Origin of the sequence: Photobacterium sp. GB-50 (assembly GCF_003026755.1) — a bacterium.
In the GTDB taxonomy this organism is placed as follows: domain Bacteria; phylum Pseudomonadota; class Gammaproteobacteria; order Enterobacterales; family Vibrionaceae; genus Photobacterium.
The window spans coordinates 17,944-42,115 of sequence record NZ_PYNX01000009.1; the positions used below are offsets into that span (position 1 = coordinate 17,944).

Here is a 24,172-nt window from a genome sequence, read left to right on the forward strand (position 1 = left end):
ATCTCAATCATTATTAAGCAGTGATGATTTCATACGAATGAGTCAACTTAACCTTTTCAGCAATCATCAAGCATACAGAGCAATATTTCTCTAAAGAATCAGCAATGGTGTTAGCCACTAAGGTTTCATTTAAATCAAAACCTGAAACAATAAAATGCAAATTGGCTGCGGTAAACAAACGTGGCGCTTGCTCTCGACGCTCAGCTGAAATAAGAACCTCACAACCCACAATATTTTGCGCTTGGGATTGTAAACCACTGACAACATCTACTGAGCTACACCCTCCCGCCGCCATTAATACCAATTCCATTGGACTTGGAGCTTTATCCCCTCCATTACCATCCATGACTACACTATGACCGGAGCTAGATTGACCTAAAAAAGTCATATCTTCTACCCATTTTACTCGGGACTGCATCGCTTAATCCTTATTCAAACGCCCAATAATTGTCTCTAGTCTTATTGATTAAATAATGAATGTAAATCCTAATTCTCCGCCTTAATAACAACTTTTTTCCTCTCTAAAAATCGTCGTAATAATCATTACTTATCGCACCACTTAAAATTATCTCGCCGCATTGTGATCCTGTGCACAGTTATCCATATGAAATGAACGAATCTACTAGATCAATATCAAGAAAAAGGCGCAGAAAAAGGATACACTCTAACTTATTCAAGTTAGCTTGCAGCCCAGCGGCTGAATGGATACCCTATCAGTAGGCAGTTTTTTTTCTCGTGATAAAAGTTAGAAAAGAAACCAATGCTGTTGGGCAACAAATGCAGAGGAAGTTAGTAATATGGTTCCAGGTAAACCGCAAACAGATCCAACTTTAGAGTGGTTTCTTTCCCATTGTCATATTCACAAGTACCCATCGAAAAGTACGCTGATCCACGCAGGTGAGAAAGCAGAAACGTTGTACTACATTGTGAAGGGTTCTGTTGCTGTACTAATCAAGGATGAAGAAGGTAAGGAGATGATCCTTTCTTACCTAAACCAAGGTGACTTTATTGGTGAGCTTGGCTTATTCGAAGAAGATCAAGAGCGTACTGCTTGGGTTCGTGCGAAAAGTCCTTGTGAAGTAGCAGAAATTTCATTCAAAAAATTCCGTCAGTTAATTCAGGTTAACCCTGATATTCTGATGCGCTTATCTGCTCAAATGGCAAGTCGCCTACAAGTGACAAGCCAGAAAGTAGGTGATTTGGCATTCTTAGACGTTACAGGTCGTATCGCACAGACATTGCTAAATCTTGCAAAACAACCAGATGCAATGACGCACCCTGATGGCATGCAGATTAAGATCACTCGTCAAGAAATCGGTCAAATTGTTGGCTGTTCTCGTGAAACAGTGGGTCGTATTCTGAAAATGCTTGAAGAGCAGAACCTTATCTCTGCTCACGGTAAGACGATTGTTGTTTACGGTACGCGTTAATTTTTAACGTCTTTAACCGTACGAAAAAAGCCGCACACTGTTGCGGCTTTTTTATTTCTTATTGATTAATAATCCCCCCATAAATACCTTTAAAAAGTGTGTCATTAATGCCATTAATTAATTTGTATTGCTCAAATTAAATGCTAAATTCAAGCAATGAATGGAGTTCATCTTTTTTTGGTTTTTATATGGATATTGAACGTTTTGCCCCGAATAGCTACACCACTGTACCTGGTGCTATCGCTCCTCAACCTACAACTATTGAGATGACAGGCTTTAGTGACCGTCGTTGTTATTTAGAACAGCAAACAGGTTTACGTCGCTGTCCTGTTGAAGACAGTGGTATTTGGGGATCGCCCCTCGATAATTAACAGATTTAAAAAAAAGCAGCCAATTGGCTGCTTTTTATTGCCTTGTTTACACTGTTCAAGAGTTATAAGTACTTTCAAAGATCTTATCTGCCGAAGCTTCAACAAATCCGGTATAAATCTCACCATCAGGCTGTAAATAACGTTTAGCAAACTCATAAAATCCGCCAGAGACCAACATCTCACCATCAGAAAACGTGACCATGACTTTATCAGCCATGGTTGCTGATTGCTCTAACATCACAGTAGGATCGCCTTTTACCGCACCTCCCGCCTGATTAATGTCAAAACCACTTGATTCGAGAAAATGGTTCACTTCAGAAATTTCATTAAATTGCTCAAGCTGATTAATATCAATAGTAAAATGATTAGCACCAAAACCATGCGCTGCCACCCACCCTGCATATTCACTTTCTGCATTTAAAAACTGATAACTATCACGGCTTAATTGCCATGGTTTACCTTGAGAAAGAAAAGCAGGATCAGCAAAATAAGCATCATCAACTTGATCGACAAGCTGACGTACTTCTGTTTGTAACTCTGTTGAACATAATCCTAATTGCAGTTCACTAATAAATACTTTAGGCGCAGCAGGATCGGGATGTTCAAAGTGCTCTGCATATAACTTTTTCGCTTTGAAATGATATCGACCTTTGGGTTTATAACCTACCGCAATAAAAGGGGCCGCTAATCTTGCTAAACCACATTTCGGTAGTGCAAAAGTACGCAACGCAATATGATCATTTCTAAGTGGCGCATCTTCGGTAAGTAATTGCCGAATATTCAGCGCTGAAGGGCATAATCGCTGAGTATAATCTTGCCATAACGCGGTAAATAATTGTTCCATGCTGCACAATCCTTACTGTAAGTAATACAGTGAACCTATTAGTCTCAGAGTGAAATACCCGGAGATAACTGCTCAGGTAAGCATGTTGCCTCACCTTCCATTGATGCCATTGGGTAAGCACAATAATCAGCAGCGTAGTAAGCACTTGGGCGTAAATTACCAGATGCTCCTGGGCCACCAAACGGTGCATCTCCACTCGCTCCCGTTAACTGGCGATTACGATTTACAACCCCCGCGCGAATATGATCAATAAAATATTGCCATTCACTATCATCGGTTGATACAAGCCCGGCTGATAAGCCATAACGGGTGTCGTTCGCAAGACACACGGCTTGAGCAAGATCTTGATAACGCACTACCTGCAATAATGGGCCAAAGTATTCTTCATCGGGTAAATTTTCGATATTCGTAACATCAACGATCCCAGGTGTAACCACCGCTCCCTGTCCGCGCTTTGCCTCTACCAATACTTCGCCACCAAGCGATACTAATTGTCGTTGAGTTTGCACAATATTGTCTGCGGCTTGGCGGGAGATTTGAGGCCCCATAAACGGTGCAGGCTCGGCAAATGGTCCATCGACCACAATCGCTTTGGTTGCTTCCACTAAAGCTGCCAACAACGCATCCCCTTCGCTACCCAAGGGTAAGTATAGTCGGCGAGCACAAGTACACCGTTGTCCTGCGCTGATAAAAGCAGATTGTAAAATGGTATAAACGGTAGCATTGAGATCACCATAAGCATTGGAGATCACCATCGGGTTATTCCCCCCCATTTCTAATGCCAGCATCTTGCCCGGTTGACCTGCAAATTGGCGATGCAGAATATGCCCAGTATTGGCACTGCCCGTAAATAATAAACCATCAATATCTTTTGAAGCCGCAAGTGCCTCTCCAGTTGGGCGAGCTCCCTGCACAAGATTAATAACCCCATCAGGTAATCCGGCTTGTTGCCAGAGTTTCATTACAACTTCAGCCGTTTTAGGCGTTAATTCAGAAGGTTTGAATACCACCGTATTACCTGCAAGCAATGCAGGTACGATGTGGCCATTGGGTAAATGACCGGGGAAATTATAAGGCCCAAATACAGCCATCACCCCTAATGGTCGATGACGTACAACTGCTGTGGTACCTGCGATATCTTTCTCGCGTTGGCCTGTCCGTTCATGATAAGCACGTAAAGAAATCGCCACTTTCCCCACCATTGCTCCTGCTTCTGTTCGCGTCTCCCATAACGGTTTACCCGTTTCTTCTGCTATCGTAATGGCAATATTTTCACTATTGGCTTTCACCAGCTCAGCAAATTTTTCCACGATGGTTTGGCGCTCAACAAGGGAAGTATGACGCCATTGAAGTAACGCTTCACGCGCGGCATTCACCGCTTGCGAGACTTGCTCACTTGTCGCGGCTCGGCCTTGCCAAATCACTTCATCAGTAAAGGGGTTGAGCGATGCCATCTCATCACCTAAACCATCGACCCATTGACCCGCAATCCATTGACTCATACTTTTCTCCCCTCTTTATATTCGTAGTTTTACAGCTCAATAAAGCGCACAGGCTCACCGGTATTAACCATGAGAGTATCAGCGACCTCTTGCGTCATAACCACGGTTTGCGCTTTATCATTGATTTCCAGTGGGCTCGCAACCGCACGAAAATCAGTAAATGATGTATTCGCCACTAGGCACTGCTGTTCACTTTGATGATCGTTAATTTCAACGATATAACGCTTTGAGTGGCGAACCGTTTCAACATTACGTACATCACATTCAACCGTCGGGCCTGCATCAAAAATATCGACATAACCACGGCATGAAAAACCTTCATTTTCTAGCAAACGTAATGCAGGACGCGTGTTGTCATGAACTTGACCTATGACCGCTTGGGCTTCTTTGCTCAGTAAATTGACGTATATCGGAAGTTTAGGCATTAAGTCCGCAATAAAGCCTTTTGCTCCGATCCCTGTTAGATAGTCAGCATGAATAAAATCAATCGAGAAAAAGTTATCTTTTAACCATTGCCAAAAAGGTGAGTTCCCTTCTGCATCGGAAACACCGCGCATTTCGGCAAATACTACATCAGCGAAACGATGACGATGCTCTGCCATCATTAAAAAGCGCGCTTTAGACAATAGACGACCATTTAAACCTTCACGCCATGGTGTACGTAAAAATAACGTGCAAAGCTCGGTATCTCCGGTGTAGTGATTACCTAATGTCAGTAACTGTACGGTATTGTGGACCCCTAATCGACGCGAGGCATGAACCACAGTACTTAGATGATAGTTATAAAAAGGGGCTTCTAAGCCAATCGCCGCTTCAATGGCTGTGGTGCCTGCTATCTCGCCGGTATCTGTATCTTCAGCGACCATCAGGTAGCCTTCATCCTCTGGGCGAACGACATGTTTGGCAAAGCTGCGCTCTGAATGAGCAATGCGGTTACGAAGCATTTCTTCGTTAACAGGTAATGAAGTAAAACCATGACCTGATTCTTCAGCGCACTGCATGAGTGCAGAATAATCATCAGCGATGATAGGACGAATAACCAGCATCGACTTCCCTCCTGATGCAGGTAGTGACTATTGCCACTAACTAGATGGATAACAATAAGTCTTATAAGATAACTGGCAGTCGTTCCTCAACTGCCAGCAGCAATGCAAAGTAGAATTACTCGGCGTTATAGAGTGTTGCGATAGCGCGTTCTAGACGAGCCATACCTTTATCCACATCGGCTTTTTCAATCACTAGCGATGGCGTAAAGCGCACAACACTCGTACCAGCAACTAGCATCATTAAGCCTTCTTTGCCAGCTTGAACAAGAATGTCACGTGCACGACCTTGCCACTCTTCTGTGAGAGACGCTCCCAGCAATAAACCTTTACCGCGGATCTCAGCAAAAATTGGGTATTTAGCATTAATCGCTGTGAGCCCTTCACGGAACCACTGTTCACGCTCTTTCACGCCAGCTAGAACATCGGGTTTACTCACTTCATTAATTACCGCTTCTGCGACAGCGCACGCTAACGGATTACCGCCATACGTTGAACCATGAGTACCGACTTTTAAATGTTCTGCTAATGCTGTTGTAGTAAGCATTGCGCCAATTGGGAAACCACCACCCAGTGACTTAGCCGTCGTTAAAATATCAGGTGTTACACCTAAACCTTGATAGGCATAAAAATCACCGGTACGACCATTGCCAGTTTGGACTTCATCAAATATCAATAGGGCTTGGTGCTTATCACATAACTCACGCACGCCCTGAACAAACTCAACGCTCGGGCTAACCAAACCACCTTCACCTTGCAATGGCTCCATCATCACCGCACAAGTTCGCTCAGACATAATCTCAGCTAAAGCTGATAAGTCATTGTAAGGAATATGCGTTACCGCTTGAGGTTTAGGGCCAAAACCATCTGAGTAAGCTTCTTGCCCACCAACAGTAACGGTGAAAAAAGTACGACCGTGAAAGCCTTGATGAAAGGCAATAATTTGATCTTTTTCAGCACTAAACTTATCGACCGCATAACGGCGAGCCAATTTCAGTGCCGCTTCGTTAGCTTCAGCTCCCGAGTTAGCAAAAAAGACTTTGTCAGCAAAACATAACTCAGTGAGTTTTTTCGCTAAACGCAATGCAGGTTCATTAGTTAACACATTACTTAAATGCCATAACTTATCGGCTTGATCTTTTAATGCATTAACCATAATTGGATGGCAATGACCCAGACAACTCACCGCAATTCCACCGGCAAAATCGACATATTCACGATCATGTTGATCCCATACTCGCGCACCACTGCCACGTACTGGGATCTCAGCCATAGGTGAATAACAAGGTACCATTACCTCATCAAATAAATTACGTTCTACTCTTTGCTCTGTAGTCATCACATTATCCTTCTGTGTATAACGCTATAATCATAGTATTTACATTTTATTAACCTTTGCCAATAGCAGAATATTTTTTTTGCTCTTTGGCAACGATGCTTTTTTTAATAAAACTGACATAGTTATGCGTTATCTCGGCAAGTTTATTAACCAACAAAGACAAAAAGGTGTGTTTCCTATCAGGAAATGAATAGCACAGAGAAATATGCTAGTGAATAGCTTTGCAATTTCAACAAATGAGAGTTGGAAATATAAAAATAGAAGATGTGTGGTTGATATCGCGATTTTAAGACAGGAATATAATAAAAATCGCGATTTAATTCGAAATCTAGCGCTTAAGAAAGTTGGCTAATAAGGCGTGCCCTTGCTCCGTTAGAATACTCTCGGGATGAAATTGCACCCCTTCTAACGGCAATGTTTTATGAGCGATCCCCATAATTTCATCAAGTTCCCCTTCACGCTCAGTCCATGCTGTAATGTTAAAGCAATCTGGCAGCGTATCTTGTTTAACGACTAAGGAATGATAACGAGTCACTGTTAATGGATTATTTAACCCTTCAAACACACTGGTATTATTATGCTTGATCGGAGAGGTTTTACCATGCATCACTTGCCTTGCTCGTACCACATCCCCACCAAAAGCTTGTGCTAACGATTGATGACCTAAGCACACACCTAAAATAGGCAATTTACCTGCGAAGTATTCAATGGCTTGTAGTGATATACCCGCTTCATTTGGGGTACAAGGTCCAGGAGAGATGACTAAATGGGTGGGTGCTAGCGACTCAATACCTGCGAGATCAATCTCATCATTACGGACAACCTTAACCTCAGCGCCTAACTCACAAAAGTATTGATACAGGTTATAAGTAAATGAATCATAGTTATCAATAATTAACAGCATATATCTACAGCGACCTTTTCTATTCTGCGCCCTATTGTGCAACACATCACTAGAAACGCAAACCATAAAAAAAGCAGAGCAAATGCCCTGCTTAATCTATCTATCGTTACTCGTTAGTAAGGGCGAGCAACAAAGCCTACCGCTTGGTATGCTTTTTTCAGTACTTCAGCCGCACGTGCAGAGGCTTTTTCAGCACCTTGCTTCATTACGCTATCAAGGTAAGCACGATCAGCACGAATACGATGGTATTCTGCTTGTACTGGCTCAAGCATAGCAACTAATGCTTCACCAACATCTTTCTTAAATGGGCCATACATTTCAACGCCTGCATATTGTGCTTCAATTTCAGCATACGTCTTACCTGTTGCGCCTGAATACAGACCCATTAGGTTTGAGATCCCTGCTTTGTTCTCGGTATCAAATGCAATGCGTGGTGGTGTTTCTGCATCAGTTTGTGCTTTGTTAACCTTCTTAAGAATCGATTTTGGATCTTCCAACAAAGTGATCACGTTCTTACGGTTATCATCAGACTTCGACATTTTCTTAGTCGCGTCTTGTAGGCTCATGACACGCGCACCAACCGATGGAATGTACGGCTCAGGAATTTGGAAAATTGGACTTTCTTCTGTGCCATACAAATTATTAAAACGTGTAGCAATATCACGAGCTAACTCTAAGTGCTGCTTCTGATCGCTACCTACAGGTACTTGATGTGCGCCATATAATAAAATATCAGCTGCCATCAATACTGGGTAACCGAATAAGCCCACGTTTACATCATTCGCATGACGCGCTGATTTGTCTTTAAACTGCGTCATACGACTTAGCTCACCCATTTGGGTGTAACAGTTTAATAACCAGCCTAGTTGAGCATGCTCCGGCACATGTGACTGAACAAATAACGTGCTCTTTTGTGGATCAACACCCACCGCTAAACAAATCGCTAATGCATCTAATGTTGCTTCATGCAGCGCTTTAGGATCTTGACGTACTGTGATGGCATGCAAATCAACCACACAGTATTGGCAATCGTAATCGTCTTGCATCTGTTCCCACTGACGCAGCGCACCTAGGTAGTTACCAATACTTAATTCACCAGAAGGCTGTACGCCACTTAATACAATGGGTTTACTCATGATCAGACAATCCTGTTAGTTTCTTATTCATAGAAAAGCGAGAGGCATACTCCCGCTTTTTACTTTGTTAGCCAGTGTACACTGGAACGTACTAGTCGCCTAGTTTAACCACATTTGCTAATTGCTTGAAGTGATCGCACACAACATCAGGTGCACTATCTGCAATAGGCTGACCGTAGTTATAGCCGTAGGTTAAACCCAACGAATGACATGTTGCAGCCTTTGCTGCCAAGATATCATTGCGAGAATCACCCACCATTAACATCTCAGACGCGGCAATATTGTGTTTTTCCATTAACCAATGCAGTGCATAAGGATCTGGTTTTTTCAGTGGGAAAGTATCACCACCAATCACATCAACAAAATACTCGCTGATGCCATGCTCTTCAAGTAAATGCGGGACAAATTGCGACGGTTTATTGGTTACAATCGCCATTGACATACCCGCTTGATGAAATGCAGCGAGTGTCGCTTTTACATCTGCATACAATGCACTTTTTACATGACCGCCAAGCTCGTAGTAGTGATCAAATAATTGGCGAGCTTCTTTTTGTAGCTCTGGATCAATCGTTGGATCGACATCAACACTTCGGCTTAATGCGCGACCAATTAAAATATCAGCACCATTACCGATCCAAGTGGTAACTTGCTCTACGGTCACGCCTTCTCGTCCAAGGTGACGCATCGTTTTATCAGCAGCATCTGCTAAATCAGGTACGCTATCGAGTAATGTGCCATCTAAATCAAACGCTATAAACTTGATGTTTTCAAATACCATTAGCATTTAGCCTCAGCTAATTCTGCGCGCATTTTGTCTATCGCGACTTTATAATCAGGTTCATTAAAAATGGCAGAGCCCGCGACAAACATATCTGCGCCAGCAGCTGCAATTTCTCGAATATTATCAACTTTGACGCCACCATCAATTTCAAGACGAATATCACGGCCAGATGCATCAATACGTTTACGAACTTCACGTAGTTTATCAAGTGTTGATGGAATAAAAGATTGACCGCCAAAGCCAGGATTCACTGACATCAATAAAATCATATCGACTTTATCCATAATGTAATCAAGGTGGTGAAGTGGCGTTGCCGGATTAAAAACCACACCCGCTTTACAACCATGCTCTTTGATCAGTTGTAAAGTACGGTCAACATGATCTGACGCTTCAACATGAAACGTGATCATCGTTGCGCCAGCTTTAGCAAAATCAGGAATAATGCGATCCACCGGTTTTACCATTAAATGCACATCAATCGGTGCGGTAATACCGTAGTCACGAAGAGCCTTACAGATAGGCGCACCAAACGTTAAATTAGGCACGTAATGATTATCCATAACATCAAAGTGAATAACGTCTGCACCCGCAGCTAACACCTTGTCAACGTCTTCACCCAAACGTGCAAAATCAGCCGATAAGATAGATGGAGCAATCAAGAAGTCCTTCATGTACTTGCCTCTCTTCGATACACAAAACCTGATACTTGGAAAACCAAGCTCAATAAATTGCCATAATTCTACCCGAACCGTGAAATATTGTCCCAATGGATTTATTTATTACTTCAGTTGATCAAAATGATGAGACAAGCCACTACACTCAGTAAAAAGGGGAAGAAGAAGAGGCTAGATGAATATAGCTAAGTCAAAGAAAAGCACACCATTACAAGTTATTGTGAGTGTGTTAGCGGCGTTATTTGGCGTTCAATCAGATAATAATCGGCAGCATGATTTTAAGCAATCAAGCCCATGGTCATTTATTGTTGTGGGGATTGTGGTTATTGGCGCAATGATTATGGCAATCATTGCCGTTGCGCAATGGGCAACGGCGATCTAATTATTCTTCTTCAGAAGCAAACGCGGGCGCCTGCTCTGTGCTTGAAACAGAGAATAAAGCTAACAGCTCATCGACCTTATTGCGCCCACTACCATTGCGGCTAATGGTACGTTTTACTTTAACCACAGAAAGATCTGCTCCTGTGTATAAACGACGCGTTAGTGCTGTATCGTGGTTAGAAATCAACACCGCTATATCTCGCTCTGCTGCCGCTTTTTCTGCAACGTCAGCAAGGGTGGCCTGATCATCTAAGCTAAAGCCATTACCAGAATAAGAGGTAAAGTTAGCCGTGCTAGATAATGGGGCATAAGGCGGATCGCAGTACACCACACACCCTTTTCTCGCGCGTGAAAATGTTTGGAGATAACCTTCACAGACAAACGTAGCTCGTTTTGCTTTTTCCGAGAAATAATACATTTCAGCTTCAGGGAAATAAGGTTTTTTATACGAGCCGAACGGCACATTGAAGCCACCTTTTTTGTTATAACGACATAAGCCGTTAAAACCATGGCGGTTCATGTATAAGAAATACAATGAGCGTAAATACGGATCATCACTCGCATTAAATTCTTCACGAATTTTCAAATACGCTTCTTTATTATTGTATTCAGGCGTGAAAAGTTTACGTGCATCTTCAATATAGCGTTCAGGCTCATGCTTGAGGATGTTATAAAGATTGATCAGATCAGGGTTGATATCGGCCAATAAGTAATGGTCGTAATCGGTATTAAGAAAAACCGACCCCGCCCCAACAAAAGGCTCAACCAATTTACGCGCAGGCGGTAGATGTCGTTTAATATCCTCAACGAGAGAGTATTTACCCCCAGCCCATTTTAGGAATGCACGATGCTTTTTCATTAAGCTAAACCCACCAACACTAGCAATATTGTCACGAAAGGTCGCGGATTGTACCTCATTTCTACCCTCTACCGATACCAATTCACGTAAATAACTGCCCTCATGGCTTTATTTTCAACGTTCTATTTCTTGTTGAATTTTTCGATATGATTTAGGCCACGGGCTTAACGCTTTTAATTGCTTCGGTAAGGCTTTTATTGCCGAGCGTGCCCGAGTCGCTGTTGTGTAATCACCCGAAATAACAATAAACCATATTTTGCCGTCTCGACGTGTTTTATAAATACGAGCAGAAGACTGGATCTTATTCTTTTCAATAAAGGCTTTGGTTTCATTCCAACTCATTGAAGCTGACAATTGAATAGCATAATGCCTTTTATTTATCGCTAGTATCGAGGCCGTATTAGCAAGCTTAATCGGCGTTTGAACAACTACCTCCTTTTTCGGCAGTCGCAGTTTACTATCTGGCTTTGCAGTCATTGCCGTTGCAGAGAGCTTTACTTCGGGCTCTGTCATCTTAACAGCAGATGCAGGTAAAGCGCTTGAATCATGTGACTTAATACTAGTCGCTGACGTGCTTTGGACTTTTACGTCAGTCTCATCTTTGAGTGTTACTGCATTGTCTGTAGTAGCTTGCTGACGAGTCTGTGTCGCTACACCATCAGATATAACAGGCTCACTTTGAGCAGGTACGTCTAGCACCTCTTGGGTAAATTCTTTGGCAGCACTTTCGCCTGTACCACCAACACGTTGCTCATCAAGTATCGCATCAATCAGTGGTGATGGTACAACTACCCGTTGCGCTTCATTTTCAGCACGTCCCACCGTCAGCCCTTCACTATGGATCTCTGTTGGTAATGGCGTTTCATCAATAACAATACCACTACCTGTACTCTCGATGGTATCGGCCACAATAGGCTCAGCCTTAGATGCAAGAAAAGTCTCACCAGACGTAACTTTCGTTGTCTTTGTGCCTTGTAATGCCTTAAATCCAAACCACCCCACAATGCTGATACACACTATGGCAATCAACCCTATTAACAGTTGCGCCGGGGGTAAACGTCGTGATCCTTGACTCATCGCAGTCACGTCCTGTTGTGGTAATTGTTGTAATGCACCAGGGCGAGGCTCAACTCTCGCTAATCGTGACTTAATATCTCGTCGGTGCTGACTTCCAAGCAGCTCATCATTGAGTAACATCTCGCTAAACTGACTAATTTCATGCGGGCTTAATTCACTAATTTCTAACTCAAGTAAAGCCGGCCCTATTGTACGAACAATATCGCCGAATGGCTGAGTGATGGCATTAGGATCAGCAAAGAGCAATACATTAATTTGCCAACCAGAATGCATTTCTGTTTGACGAACCAGTGCCCATAATTCAGCAAGTAATTCAGGCGCTAAAAAGTGTGCATTATCAATAATAATAACGAAGTTGATCTTTTCAGGCAGTAAATGCTCAGCACTTTGACTTAACGAATCTTGCTCGTTAAACATTGGGGTTGAATGAAATTGTTGCAGTAGCAGTGTTCGTTGTTGCAGCAGTGTTTGATCATCTGTGCACGTCAGTAATGCTTGTTCAGCATGTTGGGCATAGTTTTCGAGGTATTGATGTGCAAGCCATGTTTTTCCTGAGCCCTGCGTACCATTCAATAAAATAAGATGAGAGCTAAATCGAGTAATAAATTGTACTCGAGAGAGCAACTGGATCTGGCTATCCAGATCCAAGTTTTTTGCCTCTAGTGTGCTACGCATGAATAACCACGACTTAGTGATTAATCACATCCCGCAATACTTCATGTGTCACGTTAGACACGACTTCAGCACTGCCAATGGATGTCGGTAGAACCAATCGTAGCTGGCCTGATAATACCTTTTTATCGCGCATCATGTGCTTAATAAAATCATCGAAGCCCATTGTTTCAGGTGCGATTACCGGTAGCTTTGCTCGCTCATGCAGTCGAATAATTCGCACTACATCGTCATCACTAATAAGGCCTTGTATTGCCGCAGTTTTAGCCGCTAGTACTGTGCCTGCCGACACCGCTTCGCCGTGCAGCCAGTTACCATAGCCCATCTCTGCTTCAATCGCATGACCAAATGTATGACCGAGATTAAGTAAAGCTCGTACACCTGATTCTTTTTCATCAGCCGCAACAACATCTGCCTTAATTTGACAACAACGTGCAATGGCATAACACAATGCATCGTTATCGAGTGCTTGTAAGCGTTCAATGTTGTCTTCTAACCAGACAAAAAAGTCGTGATCGGCAATAATGCCATACTTGATCACTTCAGCCATTCCCGCTGCAAACTCACGTTCAGGTAGGGTTTGTAAACAGTGATTATCAATCACTACCGCTTTGGGCTGATAAAAAGCGCCTATCATATTTTTACCCAATGGATGATTCACTGCGGTTTTGCCGCCAACAGATGAGTCCACTTGAGAAAGTAATGTTGTAGGTACTTGAATAAAATCTACGCCACGTTGATAACTTGCAGCAGCAAAGCCCACGACATCACCAATGACACCGCCACCGAGCGCTACAATCACAACATCACGACCATAATTACCATCAAGTAAGAAAGTCATGATTTGATTAAAAGTCTCTAACGTTTTGTATTGTTCACCATCAGGGAGAGAAAGTAATGCCACTTGGCACTCTAATGAACTGATGGTTTCCATTACCTGCTGTGCATACAGCGGGGCAACAGTTTCGTTACTGACCACTACCACCCGCTTTCCCGCAGGAATCGCAGATGCAAACAACGCCGAGTTGCAAAACAACTCGGCGCCAATTGAAATAGGGTAGCTTCTGTCATCTAAATTGACATTGATCCGTTCCATGGTCAGCTTCTCTCTTTTTGTTGATTAACGCTCTTCTAGCATTTTGATGATTTGGTTCGCCACTACCTTCGCACTTTGATCATCAGTGCGAACAACGTAGTCAGCGACTTCTTCATATAATGGATTGCGCTCTTCTGCAAGTGCTTCCAGCACTTCACGAGGCGTATCAGTTTGAAGTAGAGGACGCTTTTTATCGCGTTGAGTTCGAGCAAGTTGCTTCTCGATAGTCGTCTCTAGATAAACTACGATACCACGTGCAGAAAGGCGATTACGGTTCTCTTTAGTTTTAACAGAACCACCACCTGTTGCCAGAACAATGCCTTGCTCTTGTGTTAGATCGTCGATAACGGCTTCTTCGCGAACACGGAACCCGTCCTCACCTTCCACATCAAAGACCCAACTAATATCAGCACCTGTACGTTCTTCAATAACTGTATCTGAGTCAAAGAATTCCATATGCAGCTGCTGTGCAAGGTGTCTACCAATAGTGCTTTTGCCGGCACCCATTGGGCCGACCAAGAAAATATTTCGTTTTTCAGCCATTTTTAGCAATTTTACGCGCGGTTAATAAAACGACACCACCCGCAGGCTCTATTTAATTAATAAGCCCGAGGCGCCAAGTTCCTCACATATAATTCGTGATAAGACAGAAAATTATCTCAGGACTGATAGCTACATTGCAAGCGCTAGTCACTCCTAATCAGTATTTTATTATGCCTGTCCTACCCAAAGAGGTCGCCATAATGGCTCAGCAGCGGTCTAAGGTCAATCGTAATAACCTTGTAATTCCGCTATTGCTGAGCATGAATATGGCAAAATAATAATTATATAGTCCAAAAAAACAACGGATGGAACTAATTTAATAAGGATCCATCCGCTGCTATAACAGTGTAGCTAAATTTTTAAGGTTTGTTGATTACCAGTAAAGACTACTGAATAACAATTTTAGGTGTCACAAAGATAAGTAATTCACGCTTACCCATTTGTTCCATTTTATGACGGAATAATGCACCTAATACTGGAATATCACCCAATAACGGTACTTTACGTGTCACGTTGGTCATACTGTGTTGGTAAATACCGCCTAAAACCACTGTCTCGCCATTATTTACCAGTACTTGAGTGCCAATACGCTGAGTATCAATAGAAATCGCAGTGCCCGTACCGGTAGGGACATCTTCACCCTTGTTATCTTGAGTCACTTCAAGATCTAACACGAGTTTATCATCCGGTGTAATTTGTGGTGTAACCATTAAGCTCAGTACTGCTTTTTTAAACGATACCGATGTTGCACCACTGGATGACGCTTCTAAATACGGAATTTCTGTACCTTGCTCGATATACGCCGTCTTCTTATTAGTGGTCATCAAACGAGGACTAGAGATAATTTCTGCTTTATTTTCAGTCTGTAATGCCGAAAGCTCTAAATCAAGTAAGATATTACCTAACTTTGCAACCTGGAACGCTATTGAAGCGGCACCTGCGCCAGCACCTAGATTAACGTTAAGAAAATCATCAACGCTTGCACCTTCACCCAATAAGCCAGAGCTTGCTAAGTTACCTTCAATTGAACCGCCAACAGTGGTATCGCCATTCACTTTCGAGACCCCCCAACGCACACCAAGCTCATCAATATCACCTTCATTAATGGTGACAATACGCGCTTCGATTTGTACCTGCTTAACCGGAATATCAAGTGATGACACAATATCTTTGATACTACGAATATTATCAGGGGTATCTTTGATGATAAGTGCATTGGTACGCTCATCAACATGCAATGAACCACGTTCAGAGAGCATCCCAACACCATCAGTACTGCCGCTTAAAAGCTCTGCAATGTCCGTTGCTTTCGCATAGTTCACTTGAATCAAATCAGAACGCAGGCTCAACAACTCTTGTTGCTTACGCTTCGCTTCCATTACCTGATGTTCGCTTGCTGTGAGTTCCGCTTTAGGGGCAACCAATAACACAGAACCACGCACTCGCTTATCTAAGTCTTTTGATTGCAGAATAATATCTAACACTTGCGGCCAAGGTACATCATCAAGACGTAGCGTGACATTACCACTAACCGAATCCGAGACAACCAAGTTAAAGTCGTTATAATCAGCAATTAGCTGCAGAACATTACGCACAGGGATATCTTGGAAGTTAATTGAAATCGGCTTGCCTTTGTAATTGATCTTGGCGTTAGAGCTGGTGCCTTTTACCGCTTTTTTCACACGCTTTTCAATGATCACTTCAAGACGCTTACCACGAAGATTGTAATCATAATCGTAACTGCCTTTCATAGTGAAAATTAAGCGCGCACCGTTCGATACACGCATAGTTTCTATACTATTAACAACCGTTGCAAAATCAACGACATCAAGCGTATAAATCATGTCATCTTTAAGTACAGTATCAAAAATATCTAACTGCAGTTTGTTACCATTACGACGTAAATCAACTAACGACTGCGGCTTATCTAAACGAACGGTTAATACCCCTCGTCCTTTTCCATCACGACGAAAATCAATAGCTTGAATCTGATTATCAATCATTCCAGCTGCAGGTATAGCAGCAACACTCGGAAAAGCTAATACCCCACAGCATAACAGCCAAAGTGTTGCTAGATACTGGCGGCTTAACATCCACACATTCCCTTTCATAACTTATCCTTGATTACTGCTGAACTAGCGCCAGTTTAGTCGGTCGTTTAAGCCAACATCCTTTGCCATCTGGTAATGTTTCTTCGATTTCAATTACTTTGTCGCTAACTGTAAGTACCTTGCCGCGATTAAGACCAATATATTGACCGGGCTTAATTTTCATCAAGTCGCCTTCAGGTGTAAAAACTAGTCCCCAAAGTTGCTTTTTGTTTCCAATTGCCCCTTTCATTGAGAGTTTTGCTAACGCAAAGTTTTCAAGTTTACTGAGTTGACGATCAAGTTGTGGTTGCCAACACTCGCCCGTCTCTTTCTTGGCCAGCAACTGCTCTGGAATTGGTTTAACAAACGGTACTCGTTTGCTGGTCATTACAAACTTTTCAGCCTCAAAGACAAAAGGCTCAGGCAAAGGCTTAACTCGCGCTTTTGCTTCGTTATGGGTCGTTGCGATAAACTCTGCGACAGAATCATCATTGGCCTGACACCCCACTAAACCAATAACAATAGGTAATAACCACACTACTTTTTTCATAGCTTAGCCCTCATCACTATTGTTCTTTTCTTGGCTTGGTGTCTTGAAACGATAGGTCGTTGCAGAGACTTTCAAAGACAAGGTTTCATCAGGCTGACCTAACGGCTTAACGCGACTTAGCTCAGCATTGTTTAAGTTCACAATACGAGGCAAGCGCGCAATAGCTTCCGCAAACTTACCAATTTGCTCGTAATTCCCCGTCAACTGCATATTGATAGGTAATTCGTAATATAACTCGTGCTCAACTCTGGGTGCCCATTTGATTGATTGAAACACCAAACCATTGTTGACACCGATATCATTAATTCCCGCGAGCAAACTCGCTAGTTCTTGCTCTTCCGGCAACTGCTCAATCATTTCATTGTAACGGCGGTTTAATTCTGCAACTTGCTCTTTAACCCGAGGCAGTGCAGCGACTTGTGAAGCTCGACTGACTAGCTGGGACTTAAGGGTCTGCTCTTTTTGTTTCATTTGTTCAAGCTGATCATTTTTAGGGCTAACCCAATACCAATAACCAAACGCGCTTAACGCCACAGCCAAGACCGTTGCCACAATACATTGAGGCAGCAAAGGCCATTCAGTGATTTCATCTAATTCAAGTTCTTGCCAATCAGCCATATCACTTCCCCTTATTAATGTCTTTTTTTGCGACTTTATTTACTTTTGGTTGCGCAAAAGAAGGCACAGTTAAATCAAAAGAAGCATTGAACTGAGAAAGCTGTTCAGACTGACTACCTTTGGTTGTCACCAATGAATGCATATCAACATTAATGAACCATTTAGATTGCTCTGCCCCACCCAGTAATGCGGCTAAGTGACCGTTAGAATCCCCCACCCCTTTAATGCCGACTCGTTGTGAGTTCAAATTTAATGATTCAAGATAGACACCGCCAGGTACAACATTCGGTAATTGATTCAATAACTGCGTTGCGCGATTACGTGATTGTTGAATATCAGCAATCACGTTTAGCCTCAGCTGAATCGCTTTACGCTGCTCTTCTAACTTAGGTAGAAAGGCTAATCGTTTTTCGAGTAAATCAATTTCCTGTTGAAATTGGTCATTACGGGCTTGTTGCTGTTGTTGCTGCAAATCTAGGTATTGAACTACCCCATAATTCGCTAAAAACGCAACCAACACCGCAGAAGCCATAAGCCCAATAAAACGCTGTTTATGTTGCTTACGACGTTCCTCACGCCATGGCAGAAGGTTTAATTTATCGATCATGCCATCCCCCGTAACGCTAATCCTGTCGCGACAGCATATTGACTCGACATATCAATCGGTAATGTCACTTTCTTCGGCTGGCTAAAATGTTCAAACGGTTTGATCCAAACAACCTCTAGTCCCACTAACTGCTTTAATAGCGCATCTGAAATCAAGGACTGACAACCACCAGCAAGCCATAATCCTTTAATGCTACAGCGAGGATGTGTTGAGTTATAAAGCTGGATTTGGCGTTTTAATTGTTCAGCAAATTGCTCGGTAAAACGCTCAACAGTATTCTCTTCTTCAGCCTCTTGTTGATATGGTGAATCCTCAAATTGACTAGTACCAAAGCGAATTTCACGGTGGTAAGCATTGCTACCTTCCGGTTTCATGCAAAATTCTGTGTGGCATTTACCGACATCAACCAGTCCCCACTGCGTATACTGGCTGCCTATCTCAGCTAAATATTCGGTTAGCCATAACAATGCGTTGGTCTGTAATTCAACGACTTTTGGTTTAAAGCCAACTTTCTTTAAAACAGTAACGCGGCTATCGATGGTTTCTTTACGAGAAGCAAAGACTTGATATGGTGCTGTAGTGGCAGCTTCTGAGAAACGTTCACTCACCATGGGGAAGTAATCAAACCACAACTCTTCGACAGGAAAAGGGGACGCAGCGCCCAATGCTTGGACGATAGCAAACTCAGCCTCATCTTCATTGAGACTGGTATCGAGTTGAACAACTTTGCTGATAACAGCACTATCAGGTAAGGCTAAAGTAACGTTTTTGGCTTGCCACGGCAGTTGTTTCTTTAATTGACGTATTGCTGACAACAGCGCTGTCGCATTTACATTATGCTGTTCATTGATTACCGATTTGGTTAATTCAACTTCAGCGTATGCAGCCAATTCAAACTGATCTTTTTTCTGCTGTAGCGCCACAGCTTTTATGCTATGGCTACCAATATCTACCCCAATACTTAATGGGTTCCGAAACATCCGTGTTATGCTCCCATGTGGCGAAAAAACAAACTATTTCGAATAAACACCATCAACGGCATTAATTTTCTTTTTGTTATCTTTATACTAGTAATTAAAAGATAATGGATAATGACAATTAGCACGATGGCGTAACGGGAAATCTCAAGTGAAGTTCATAAAGCGATTACTAATACTTGCATTAATTTGCATAATTCTTGGAGTTGGTACTATTTTTGGCTTTTACCTGTATGTAAAGCCTGACCTTCCAGATGTAGCAACGTTAAAAAATGTCGAGCTGCAAACACCGATGCAGGTGTATAGCGAAGATGGTAAACTGATCTCACAGTTTGGTGAAAAGCGACGTATACCTCTTAAATTAGATCAAATTCCTCTTCTTATGCAGGAAGCTTTTATTGCGACAGAAGACAGTCGTTTTTATGAGCACCCAGGCGTCGATCCTATCGGTATTGCCCGTGCAGCTTTTGTCGTCTTGACATCAGGCTCTGCTCGTCAAGGGGCCAGTACTATTACTCAACAGCTCGCACGAAATTTCTTCTTATCCAATCAGAAGACAATCATGCGTAAAATCAAAGAAGCTTTCATTGCTATTCATATTGAAAAGCTACTGACTAAAGATCAAATTCTTGATCTCTATTTAAACAAAATTTACCTCGGCTATCGCGCTTATGGTGTAGGTGCAGCAGCGCAAGTCTATTTCGGTAAAACCGTTGATCAACTAACGTTATCTGAAATTGCAGTTATTGCGGGCCTGCCAAAAGCGCCATCCACAATGAACCCAATTTATTCCATTGACCGAGCAACAACTCGTCGTAATGTTGTTTTAGGACGTATGCTTGAAGAGGGCTACATCACCAAAGCACAAATGGATGCTGCGCGCGCTGAACCTATAGTCTCTCACTATCATGGCGCAGAAATTCAACTTTACGCACCTTATGTTGCAGAGCGTGCTCGTGCATGGATGGTGGATCGCTATGGTCCGGCTGCGTATGAAAAAGGCATGAAGGTATATACGACCATCAATAGCAAACTTCAGCTTGATGCCCAGCAAGCCGCAGTAAACAACCTGCTAAGTTATGACCAACGCCATGGTTACCGTGGTCCTACAGCGGTTCTTTGGAAGCCAGGACAGCCGGCATTAAATGCCAATCAAATTGTAAATAAACTTCAAGATCAGCCTATCTATGGCAAACTTATCCCTGCTGTCGTAACGAAAGTTGATGGTAAAACCGCAGCTATCGTGACTAAAAATGGTGATATTGCCACTATCGATTGGAATGGTATGAAATGGGCTCGCAAATTCCTTTCTGACTCAAGTCAGGGTCCCGCTCCCCAAAAAGCCAGCGACATTCTTACTGCAGGTCAACAAATTTGGGTTCAACATAACCAAAATGTTGTGAGTGATAAAACAGGCGGTGCTACAGTCACGACGAATCAATGGCTACTTAGCCAAGTTCCTGCAGCAAATACGTCTTTTGTTGCAATGTCACCCGAAAATGGTGCCGTGTTAGCAATGGTCGGTGGTTTTAACTACACCCGAAGTAAGTTCAACCGTGCAACGCAATCTATTCGTCAGGTCGGCTCTGGTATTAAGCCATTTATTTACTCTGCAGCCATAGAGAAAGGCTTAACCCTTGCAACTCTCATTAATGATGCGCCAATTACTAAGTGGGATAAGTGGCAAGGTACGGCATGGCGTCCTAAGAATGCTGATGGTAAATACGGTGGTCCTACCCGTGCTCGTATCGGCTTGGCTCGCTCAATTAACGTAATGGCAATTCGTGCACTACGTATTGCTGGGCTGGATTTCACCATTGATTATCTTACTCGTTTTGGTTTTAAACGTGCAGATTTACCTCGCGCAGAGCCTATTGCGCTTGGTGCTGGTAGTTTAACGCCACTGGAACTTGTACAAGGTTACTCTGTATTTGCTAATGGTGGTTATGCTGTTGAACCGTTCTTAATTAACAAGGTTGATAACAATGATGACCAGTTAATTTACTACGCTGATCCTGCCATTGTTTGTAACGATGCATGCCAAGCTAAAAATCCACAAGCGAAGATGCAAGTGGCAATGGCAACTGCTGTTGAAGATCATAAATTCGATCAATCAACAGATACCACAGCATCTACTACGGCAACTACTACGGCAACTAAAACAGTAACTACCACAGCGCCGACTGAAACTGAAAAACCAACGCCAGCAGATCTTGAAAAAGTAATATCTATGCCACCCGTTCGCTACGCACCAGAGGTGATCAGCGAGCAAAATGCGTTCCTTGTACGTGAAATGCTCAACAGTAACATTTGGGGTGAGCCAGGGCATCTATATGGGACAGGCTGGCGTGCAAGAGTACTAAAACGTCATGATATTGGTGGTAAAACAGGTACAACCAATAACGCGAAGGATGCATGGTACACAGGTTATGGCCCAAATATTGTGGCAACGACTTGGGTTGGCTTTGATGATCATCGCCGTGAATTAGGTCGCACTAGCTGGAATAATAACCTGGGTAAGAACCAAACAATCGGTGGTGAGTTCGGTGGTAATGCTGCACAACCTGCATGGATTAACTTTATGCGTCAGGCGTTGAAAAATACCCCTGAACAAGAAAAGCAAATTCCAAGTGATATTGTAAAAGTGCGTATTGACCGTGCAACAGGTCAGCTTTCAAACCGTAATGATGCAAGCTCAATGTATGAGTATTTCATTAAAGGTACTGAGCCGACACGCTCTGTACAGCAAGCGGTATCAGAGCAAAAATTTGATACAGAAACGGCTGAAGAGTTGTTCTAAACGCTGTTACATATATAAAAAGAGCGCTCATTGAGCGCTCTTTTTTTATTTCAGTAAACAGAGATTATGGCTGAGTATGTTTGGCAAAAACTTCTGGCATTTTTTCTTTGATCACTTCAGCTAGCTTTTCATATCGCGCTTTAAGTGGCGAGCCTGGACGATAGGCTAATGTGATCAAACGCGTTGGCTGAGGATGTTTCGCTGCGATATAACACACCCCATCACGGCAATGCTCTTTCGGGCTTGCCAATTGTGGTAGTAACGTAATGCCACTGCCCGCTGCAACCATGTTACGTAACGTTTCTAAACTGGTGGCTTTAAAGCGACCGTCATCACGCGCGCCTGCTGCAAAACAAAAACCAAGAGCTTGATTACGTAAACAGTGTCCGTCTTCTAGCATCAATAAACTTTCGCCGTGCAACAAAGACATATCAATATCTTTTTCACTCGCCCATTTATGTGTTTCAGGCACAGCTAACATCATCGGCTCATCATAGAGCGGCAACTCAATGAACGGTTCACTTTCTTTTACCGCAGCTAAAATAATGCAATCTAATTTGCCTTCTTCTAACTGCTGTACCAATTGATGAGTTTGCGCTTCATGTAAAAAAAGTTCTAACTCAGGAAATGCTTCTTTCAAACTTGGGATAATTTGCGGTAGAAGGTACGGGCCAACCGTTGGAATAAAACCAATATGCAGCGGTCCCGACATACTTTCTCCTTGCACACTAGCAAGTTCTGTAAGTATTTTGACTTCAAGCAACACTTTCTGCGCTTGAGCGACTAAACTCAGACCTGCGTCAGTGAACAATACTCGACGGCTAGTTCTTTCTAATAATGAAACACCTAGCTCATCTTCTAGTTTTCTAATTTGTCCACTTAATGTGGGCTGGCTGACGTAACAGGCTTCGGCTGCTTTACGAAAATGTTTGTGCTCAGAAAGAGCAACAAGATATTCCAGATCACGAATATTCATTAGCATGTCTTATAATAGGATTTGACTATTGAAACCATAGCAGTAAACGATTGGAGCTATCAAGAGTAAAGTTACATAATAACTACAGTAAACGGAGCAAGTGATTAAGCACTCCGATTACATCAGACTCATTTATATTTTTAAGGGATTACATTATGTTCGCATCTAAAGAAGGTCAGGCTGTACCACAAGTTACTTTCCACACACGCAAAGGTGATCAGTGGGTTGACGTAACAACTGAAGATTTATTCGCTAATAAGACCGTTGTCGTATTTAGTCTACCTGGCGCATTTACACCAACATGTTCTTCAAGCCACTTACCTCGTTACAACGAGTTAGCCCCAGTATTTGCTGAGAATGGTGTGGATGACATCCTATGTGTATCGGTAAACGATACGTTCGTAATGAATGCATGGAAAGCCGATCAACACGCTGAAAACATCACTTTCATTCCCGATGGTAATGGTGAGTTCACGAAAGGCATGGGCATGCTTGTTGAGAAAGATGACCTAGGTTTTGGTGCGCGTTCATGGCGTTACAGCATGCTAGTTAAAAATGGTGTTGTTGAAAAAATGTTCGTTGAAAACGAAGAGCCAGGCGACCCATTCAAAGTGTCTGACGCAGACACTATGCTGAAGTACATCGCACCAGAACAAAAGCTACAAGAATCAATTACCGTATTCTCTAAACCTGGTTGCCCTTTCTGTGTGAAAGCAAAACAGAACTTGATCGACAAAGGTCTACAGTATGAAGAAATTATTCTAGGCAAAGATGCGACAACCGTTTCTTTACGTGCAATTACGGGTCGTAGTACTGTTCCTCAGGTATTCATCGGTGGTAAACACATCGGTGGTAGCGAAGAGCTAGAAACTTACCTAGGCTAAGTTTTCAAGTATTGTCTG

Annotated in this window: 24 protein-coding genes; 5 read left to right on the forward strand and 19 right to left on the reverse strand. The window is 42.7% G+C overall.

Features of this window, described 5'->3' with window-relative positions:
* Positions 1-13 precede the first annotated feature (13 nt).
* Positions 14-418 carry an OsmC family protein gene (locus C9J41_RS12745; RefSeq protein WP_107294663.1) on the reverse strand — a complete coding sequence of 135 codons (405 nt, stop codon included), beginning with the start codon at positions 416-418 and terminating at the stop codon, positions 14-16.
* Between the two features lie 379 nt (positions 419-797).
* On the opposite strand from C9J41_RS12745, the gene crp reads away from it, so the two are divergent.
* Both crp and C9J41_RS12755 read left to right on the forward strand, forming a co-directional pair.
* Positions 798-1,430, forward strand: coding sequence for a cAMP-activated global transcriptional regulator CRP (crp, locus tag C9J41_RS12750; protein ID WP_005371802.1), 633 nt, complete (start codon positions 798-800; stop codon positions 1,428-1,430).
* A gap of 188 nt (positions 1,431-1,618) precedes the next feature.
* Positions 1,619-1,801, forward strand: a complete 183-nt coding sequence (locus C9J41_RS12755; RefSeq protein WP_008988108.1) for a hypothetical protein — start codon at positions 1,619-1,621, stop codon at positions 1,799-1,801.
* A gap of 55 nt (positions 1,802-1,856) precedes the next feature.
* On the opposite strand, the gene C9J41_RS12760 is transcribed toward C9J41_RS12755, so the two are convergent.
* The 8 genes from C9J41_RS12760 to rpe all read right to left on the reverse strand — a co-directional run bounded on the left by C9J41_RS12760 (position 1,857) and on the right by rpe (position 10,021).
* Positions 1,857-2,645 (reverse strand): DUF1338 domain-containing protein, encoded by a 789-nt coding sequence (locus tag C9J41_RS12760; protein ID WP_107294664.1) that lies wholly within the window; start codon positions 2,643-2,645, stop codon positions 1,857-1,859.
* Between the two features lie 44 nt (positions 2,646-2,689).
* Positions 2,690-4,147 carry a succinylglutamate-semialdehyde dehydrogenase gene (gene astD, locus C9J41_RS12765; protein WP_107292499.1) on the reverse strand — a complete coding sequence of 486 codons (1,458 nt, stop codon included), beginning with the start codon at positions 4,145-4,147 and terminating at the stop codon, positions 2,690-2,692.
* Between the two features lie 29 nt (positions 4,148-4,176).
* Entirely contained in the window at positions 4,177-5,193 is a 1,017-nt protein-coding gene (gene astA / locus C9J41_RS12770) for an arginine N-succinyltransferase (RefSeq protein WP_107207503.1), read from the reverse strand.
* A gap of 115 nt (positions 5,194-5,308) precedes the next feature.
* Complete coding sequence (locus C9J41_RS12775; protein ID WP_107294665.1) at positions 5,309-6,529, reverse strand: aspartate aminotransferase family protein; 1,221 nt, start codon at positions 6,527-6,529, stop codon at positions 5,309-5,311.
* Positions 6,530-6,857: 328 nt separating this feature from the next.
* Positions 6,858-7,433: an aminodeoxychorismate/anthranilate synthase component II gene (locus C9J41_RS12780; protein ID WP_107207501.1), complete on the reverse strand. Its 576-nt coding sequence runs from the start codon at positions 7,431-7,433 to the stop codon at positions 6,858-6,860.
* 113 nt (positions 7,434-7,546) lie between these two features.
* Complete coding sequence (gene trpS / locus C9J41_RS12785) at positions 7,547-8,569, reverse strand: tryptophan--tRNA ligase (protein WP_107247110.1); 1,023 nt, start codon at positions 8,567-8,569, stop codon at positions 7,547-7,549.
* Between the two features lie 91 nt (positions 8,570-8,660).
* Entirely contained in the window at positions 8,661-9,347 is a 687-nt protein-coding gene (locus tag C9J41_RS12790) for a phosphoglycolate phosphatase (RefSeq protein ID WP_369917542.1), read from the reverse strand.
* A complete protein-coding gene (gene rpe, locus C9J41_RS12795; protein WP_005371819.1) occupies positions 9,347-10,021 on the reverse strand; it encodes a ribulose-phosphate 3-epimerase in 675 nt (224 codons plus the stop codon). Before rpe ends, C9J41_RS12790 begins: the two co-directional genes overlap by 1 nt.
* A 178-nt stretch (positions 10,022-10,199) precedes the next feature.
* Between rpe and C9J41_RS12800 the strand changes: the two genes are divergently transcribed.
* Positions 10,200-10,406, forward strand: coding sequence for a DUF2970 domain-containing protein (locus tag C9J41_RS12800; protein ID WP_107260651.1), 207 nt, complete (start codon positions 10,200-10,202; stop codon positions 10,404-10,406).
* Here C9J41_RS12800 and dam read toward each other — a convergent pair whose 3' ends face one another.
* The 9 genes from dam to pilM all read right to left on the reverse strand — a co-directional run bounded on the left by dam (position 10,407) and on the right by pilM (position 19,497).
* Positions 10,407-11,264, reverse strand: a complete 858-nt coding sequence (dam, locus tag C9J41_RS12805; protein WP_107207497.1) for an adenine-specific DNA-methyltransferase — start codon at positions 11,262-11,264, stop codon at positions 10,407-10,409. It abuts the gene before it with no gap.
* A gap of 114 nt (positions 11,265-11,378) precedes the next feature.
* Positions 11,379-13,016 (reverse strand): AAA family ATPase, encoded by a 1,638-nt coding sequence (locus C9J41_RS12810; RefSeq protein WP_107287702.1) that lies wholly within the window; start codon positions 13,014-13,016, stop codon positions 11,379-11,381.
* Between the two features lie 13 nt (positions 13,017-13,029).
* A complete protein-coding gene (aroB, locus tag C9J41_RS12815; RefSeq protein ID WP_005371828.1) occupies positions 13,030-14,109 on the reverse strand; it encodes a 3-dehydroquinate synthase in 1,080 nt (359 codons plus the stop codon).
* Between the two features lie 24 nt (positions 14,110-14,133).
* Complete coding sequence (aroK, locus tag C9J41_RS12820) at positions 14,134-14,652, reverse strand: shikimate kinase AroK (RefSeq protein ID WP_105061105.1); 519 nt, start codon at positions 14,650-14,652, stop codon at positions 14,134-14,136.
* Between the two features lie 386 nt (positions 14,653-15,038).
* Positions 15,039-16,763 (reverse strand): type IV pilus secretin PilQ, encoded by a 1,725-nt coding sequence (locus tag C9J41_RS12825; RefSeq protein ID WP_233219089.1) that lies wholly within the window; start codon positions 16,761-16,763, stop codon positions 15,039-15,041.
* 13 nt (positions 16,764-16,776) lie between these two features.
* Positions 16,777-17,292 carry a pilus assembly protein PilP gene (locus C9J41_RS12830; RefSeq protein WP_107294666.1) on the reverse strand — a complete coding sequence of 172 codons (516 nt, stop codon included), beginning with the start codon at positions 17,290-17,292 and terminating at the stop codon, positions 16,777-16,779.
* A gap of 3 nt (positions 17,293-17,295) precedes the next feature.
* Complete coding sequence (locus tag C9J41_RS12835) at positions 17,296-17,910, reverse strand: type 4a pilus biogenesis protein PilO (RefSeq protein WP_107247105.1); 615 nt, start codon at positions 17,908-17,910, stop codon at positions 17,296-17,298.
* 1 nt (position 17,911) lies between these two features.
* The gene (locus C9J41_RS12840) at positions 17,912-18,517 is read right to left on the reverse strand and encodes a PilN domain-containing protein (RefSeq protein ID WP_107207493.1); all 606 of its coding nucleotides are present in this window, start codon (positions 18,515-18,517) and stop codon (positions 17,912-17,914) included.
* Complete coding sequence (pilM, locus tag C9J41_RS12845) at positions 18,514-19,497, reverse strand: type IV pilus biogenesis protein PilM (protein WP_107294667.1); 984 nt, start codon at positions 19,495-19,497, stop codon at positions 18,514-18,516. The genes C9J41_RS12840 and pilM overlap by 4 nt, the downstream gene beginning before the upstream one ends.
* A 148-nt stretch (positions 19,498-19,645) precedes the next feature.
* On the opposite strand from pilM, the gene C9J41_RS12850 reads away from it, so the two are divergent.
* Positions 19,646-22,294, forward strand: a complete 2,649-nt coding sequence (locus tag C9J41_RS12850) for a penicillin-binding protein 1A (protein WP_107294668.1) — start codon at positions 19,646-19,648, stop codon at positions 22,292-22,294.
* Positions 22,295-22,358: 64 nt separating this feature from the next.
* Here C9J41_RS12850 and oxyR read toward each other — a convergent pair whose 3' ends face one another.
* Complete coding sequence (oxyR, locus tag C9J41_RS12855; protein ID WP_005371846.1) at positions 22,359-23,270, reverse strand: DNA-binding transcriptional regulator OxyR; 912 nt, start codon at positions 23,268-23,270, stop codon at positions 22,359-22,361.
* Positions 23,271-23,425: 155 nt separating this feature from the next.
* Between oxyR and C9J41_RS12860 the strand changes: the two genes are divergently transcribed.
* Positions 23,426-24,154 carry a glutathione peroxidase gene (locus C9J41_RS12860; RefSeq protein ID WP_107207490.1) on the forward strand — a complete coding sequence of 243 codons (729 nt, stop codon included), beginning with the start codon at positions 23,426-23,428 and terminating at the stop codon, positions 24,152-24,154.
* Positions 24,155-24,172: the final 18 nt, after the last annotated feature.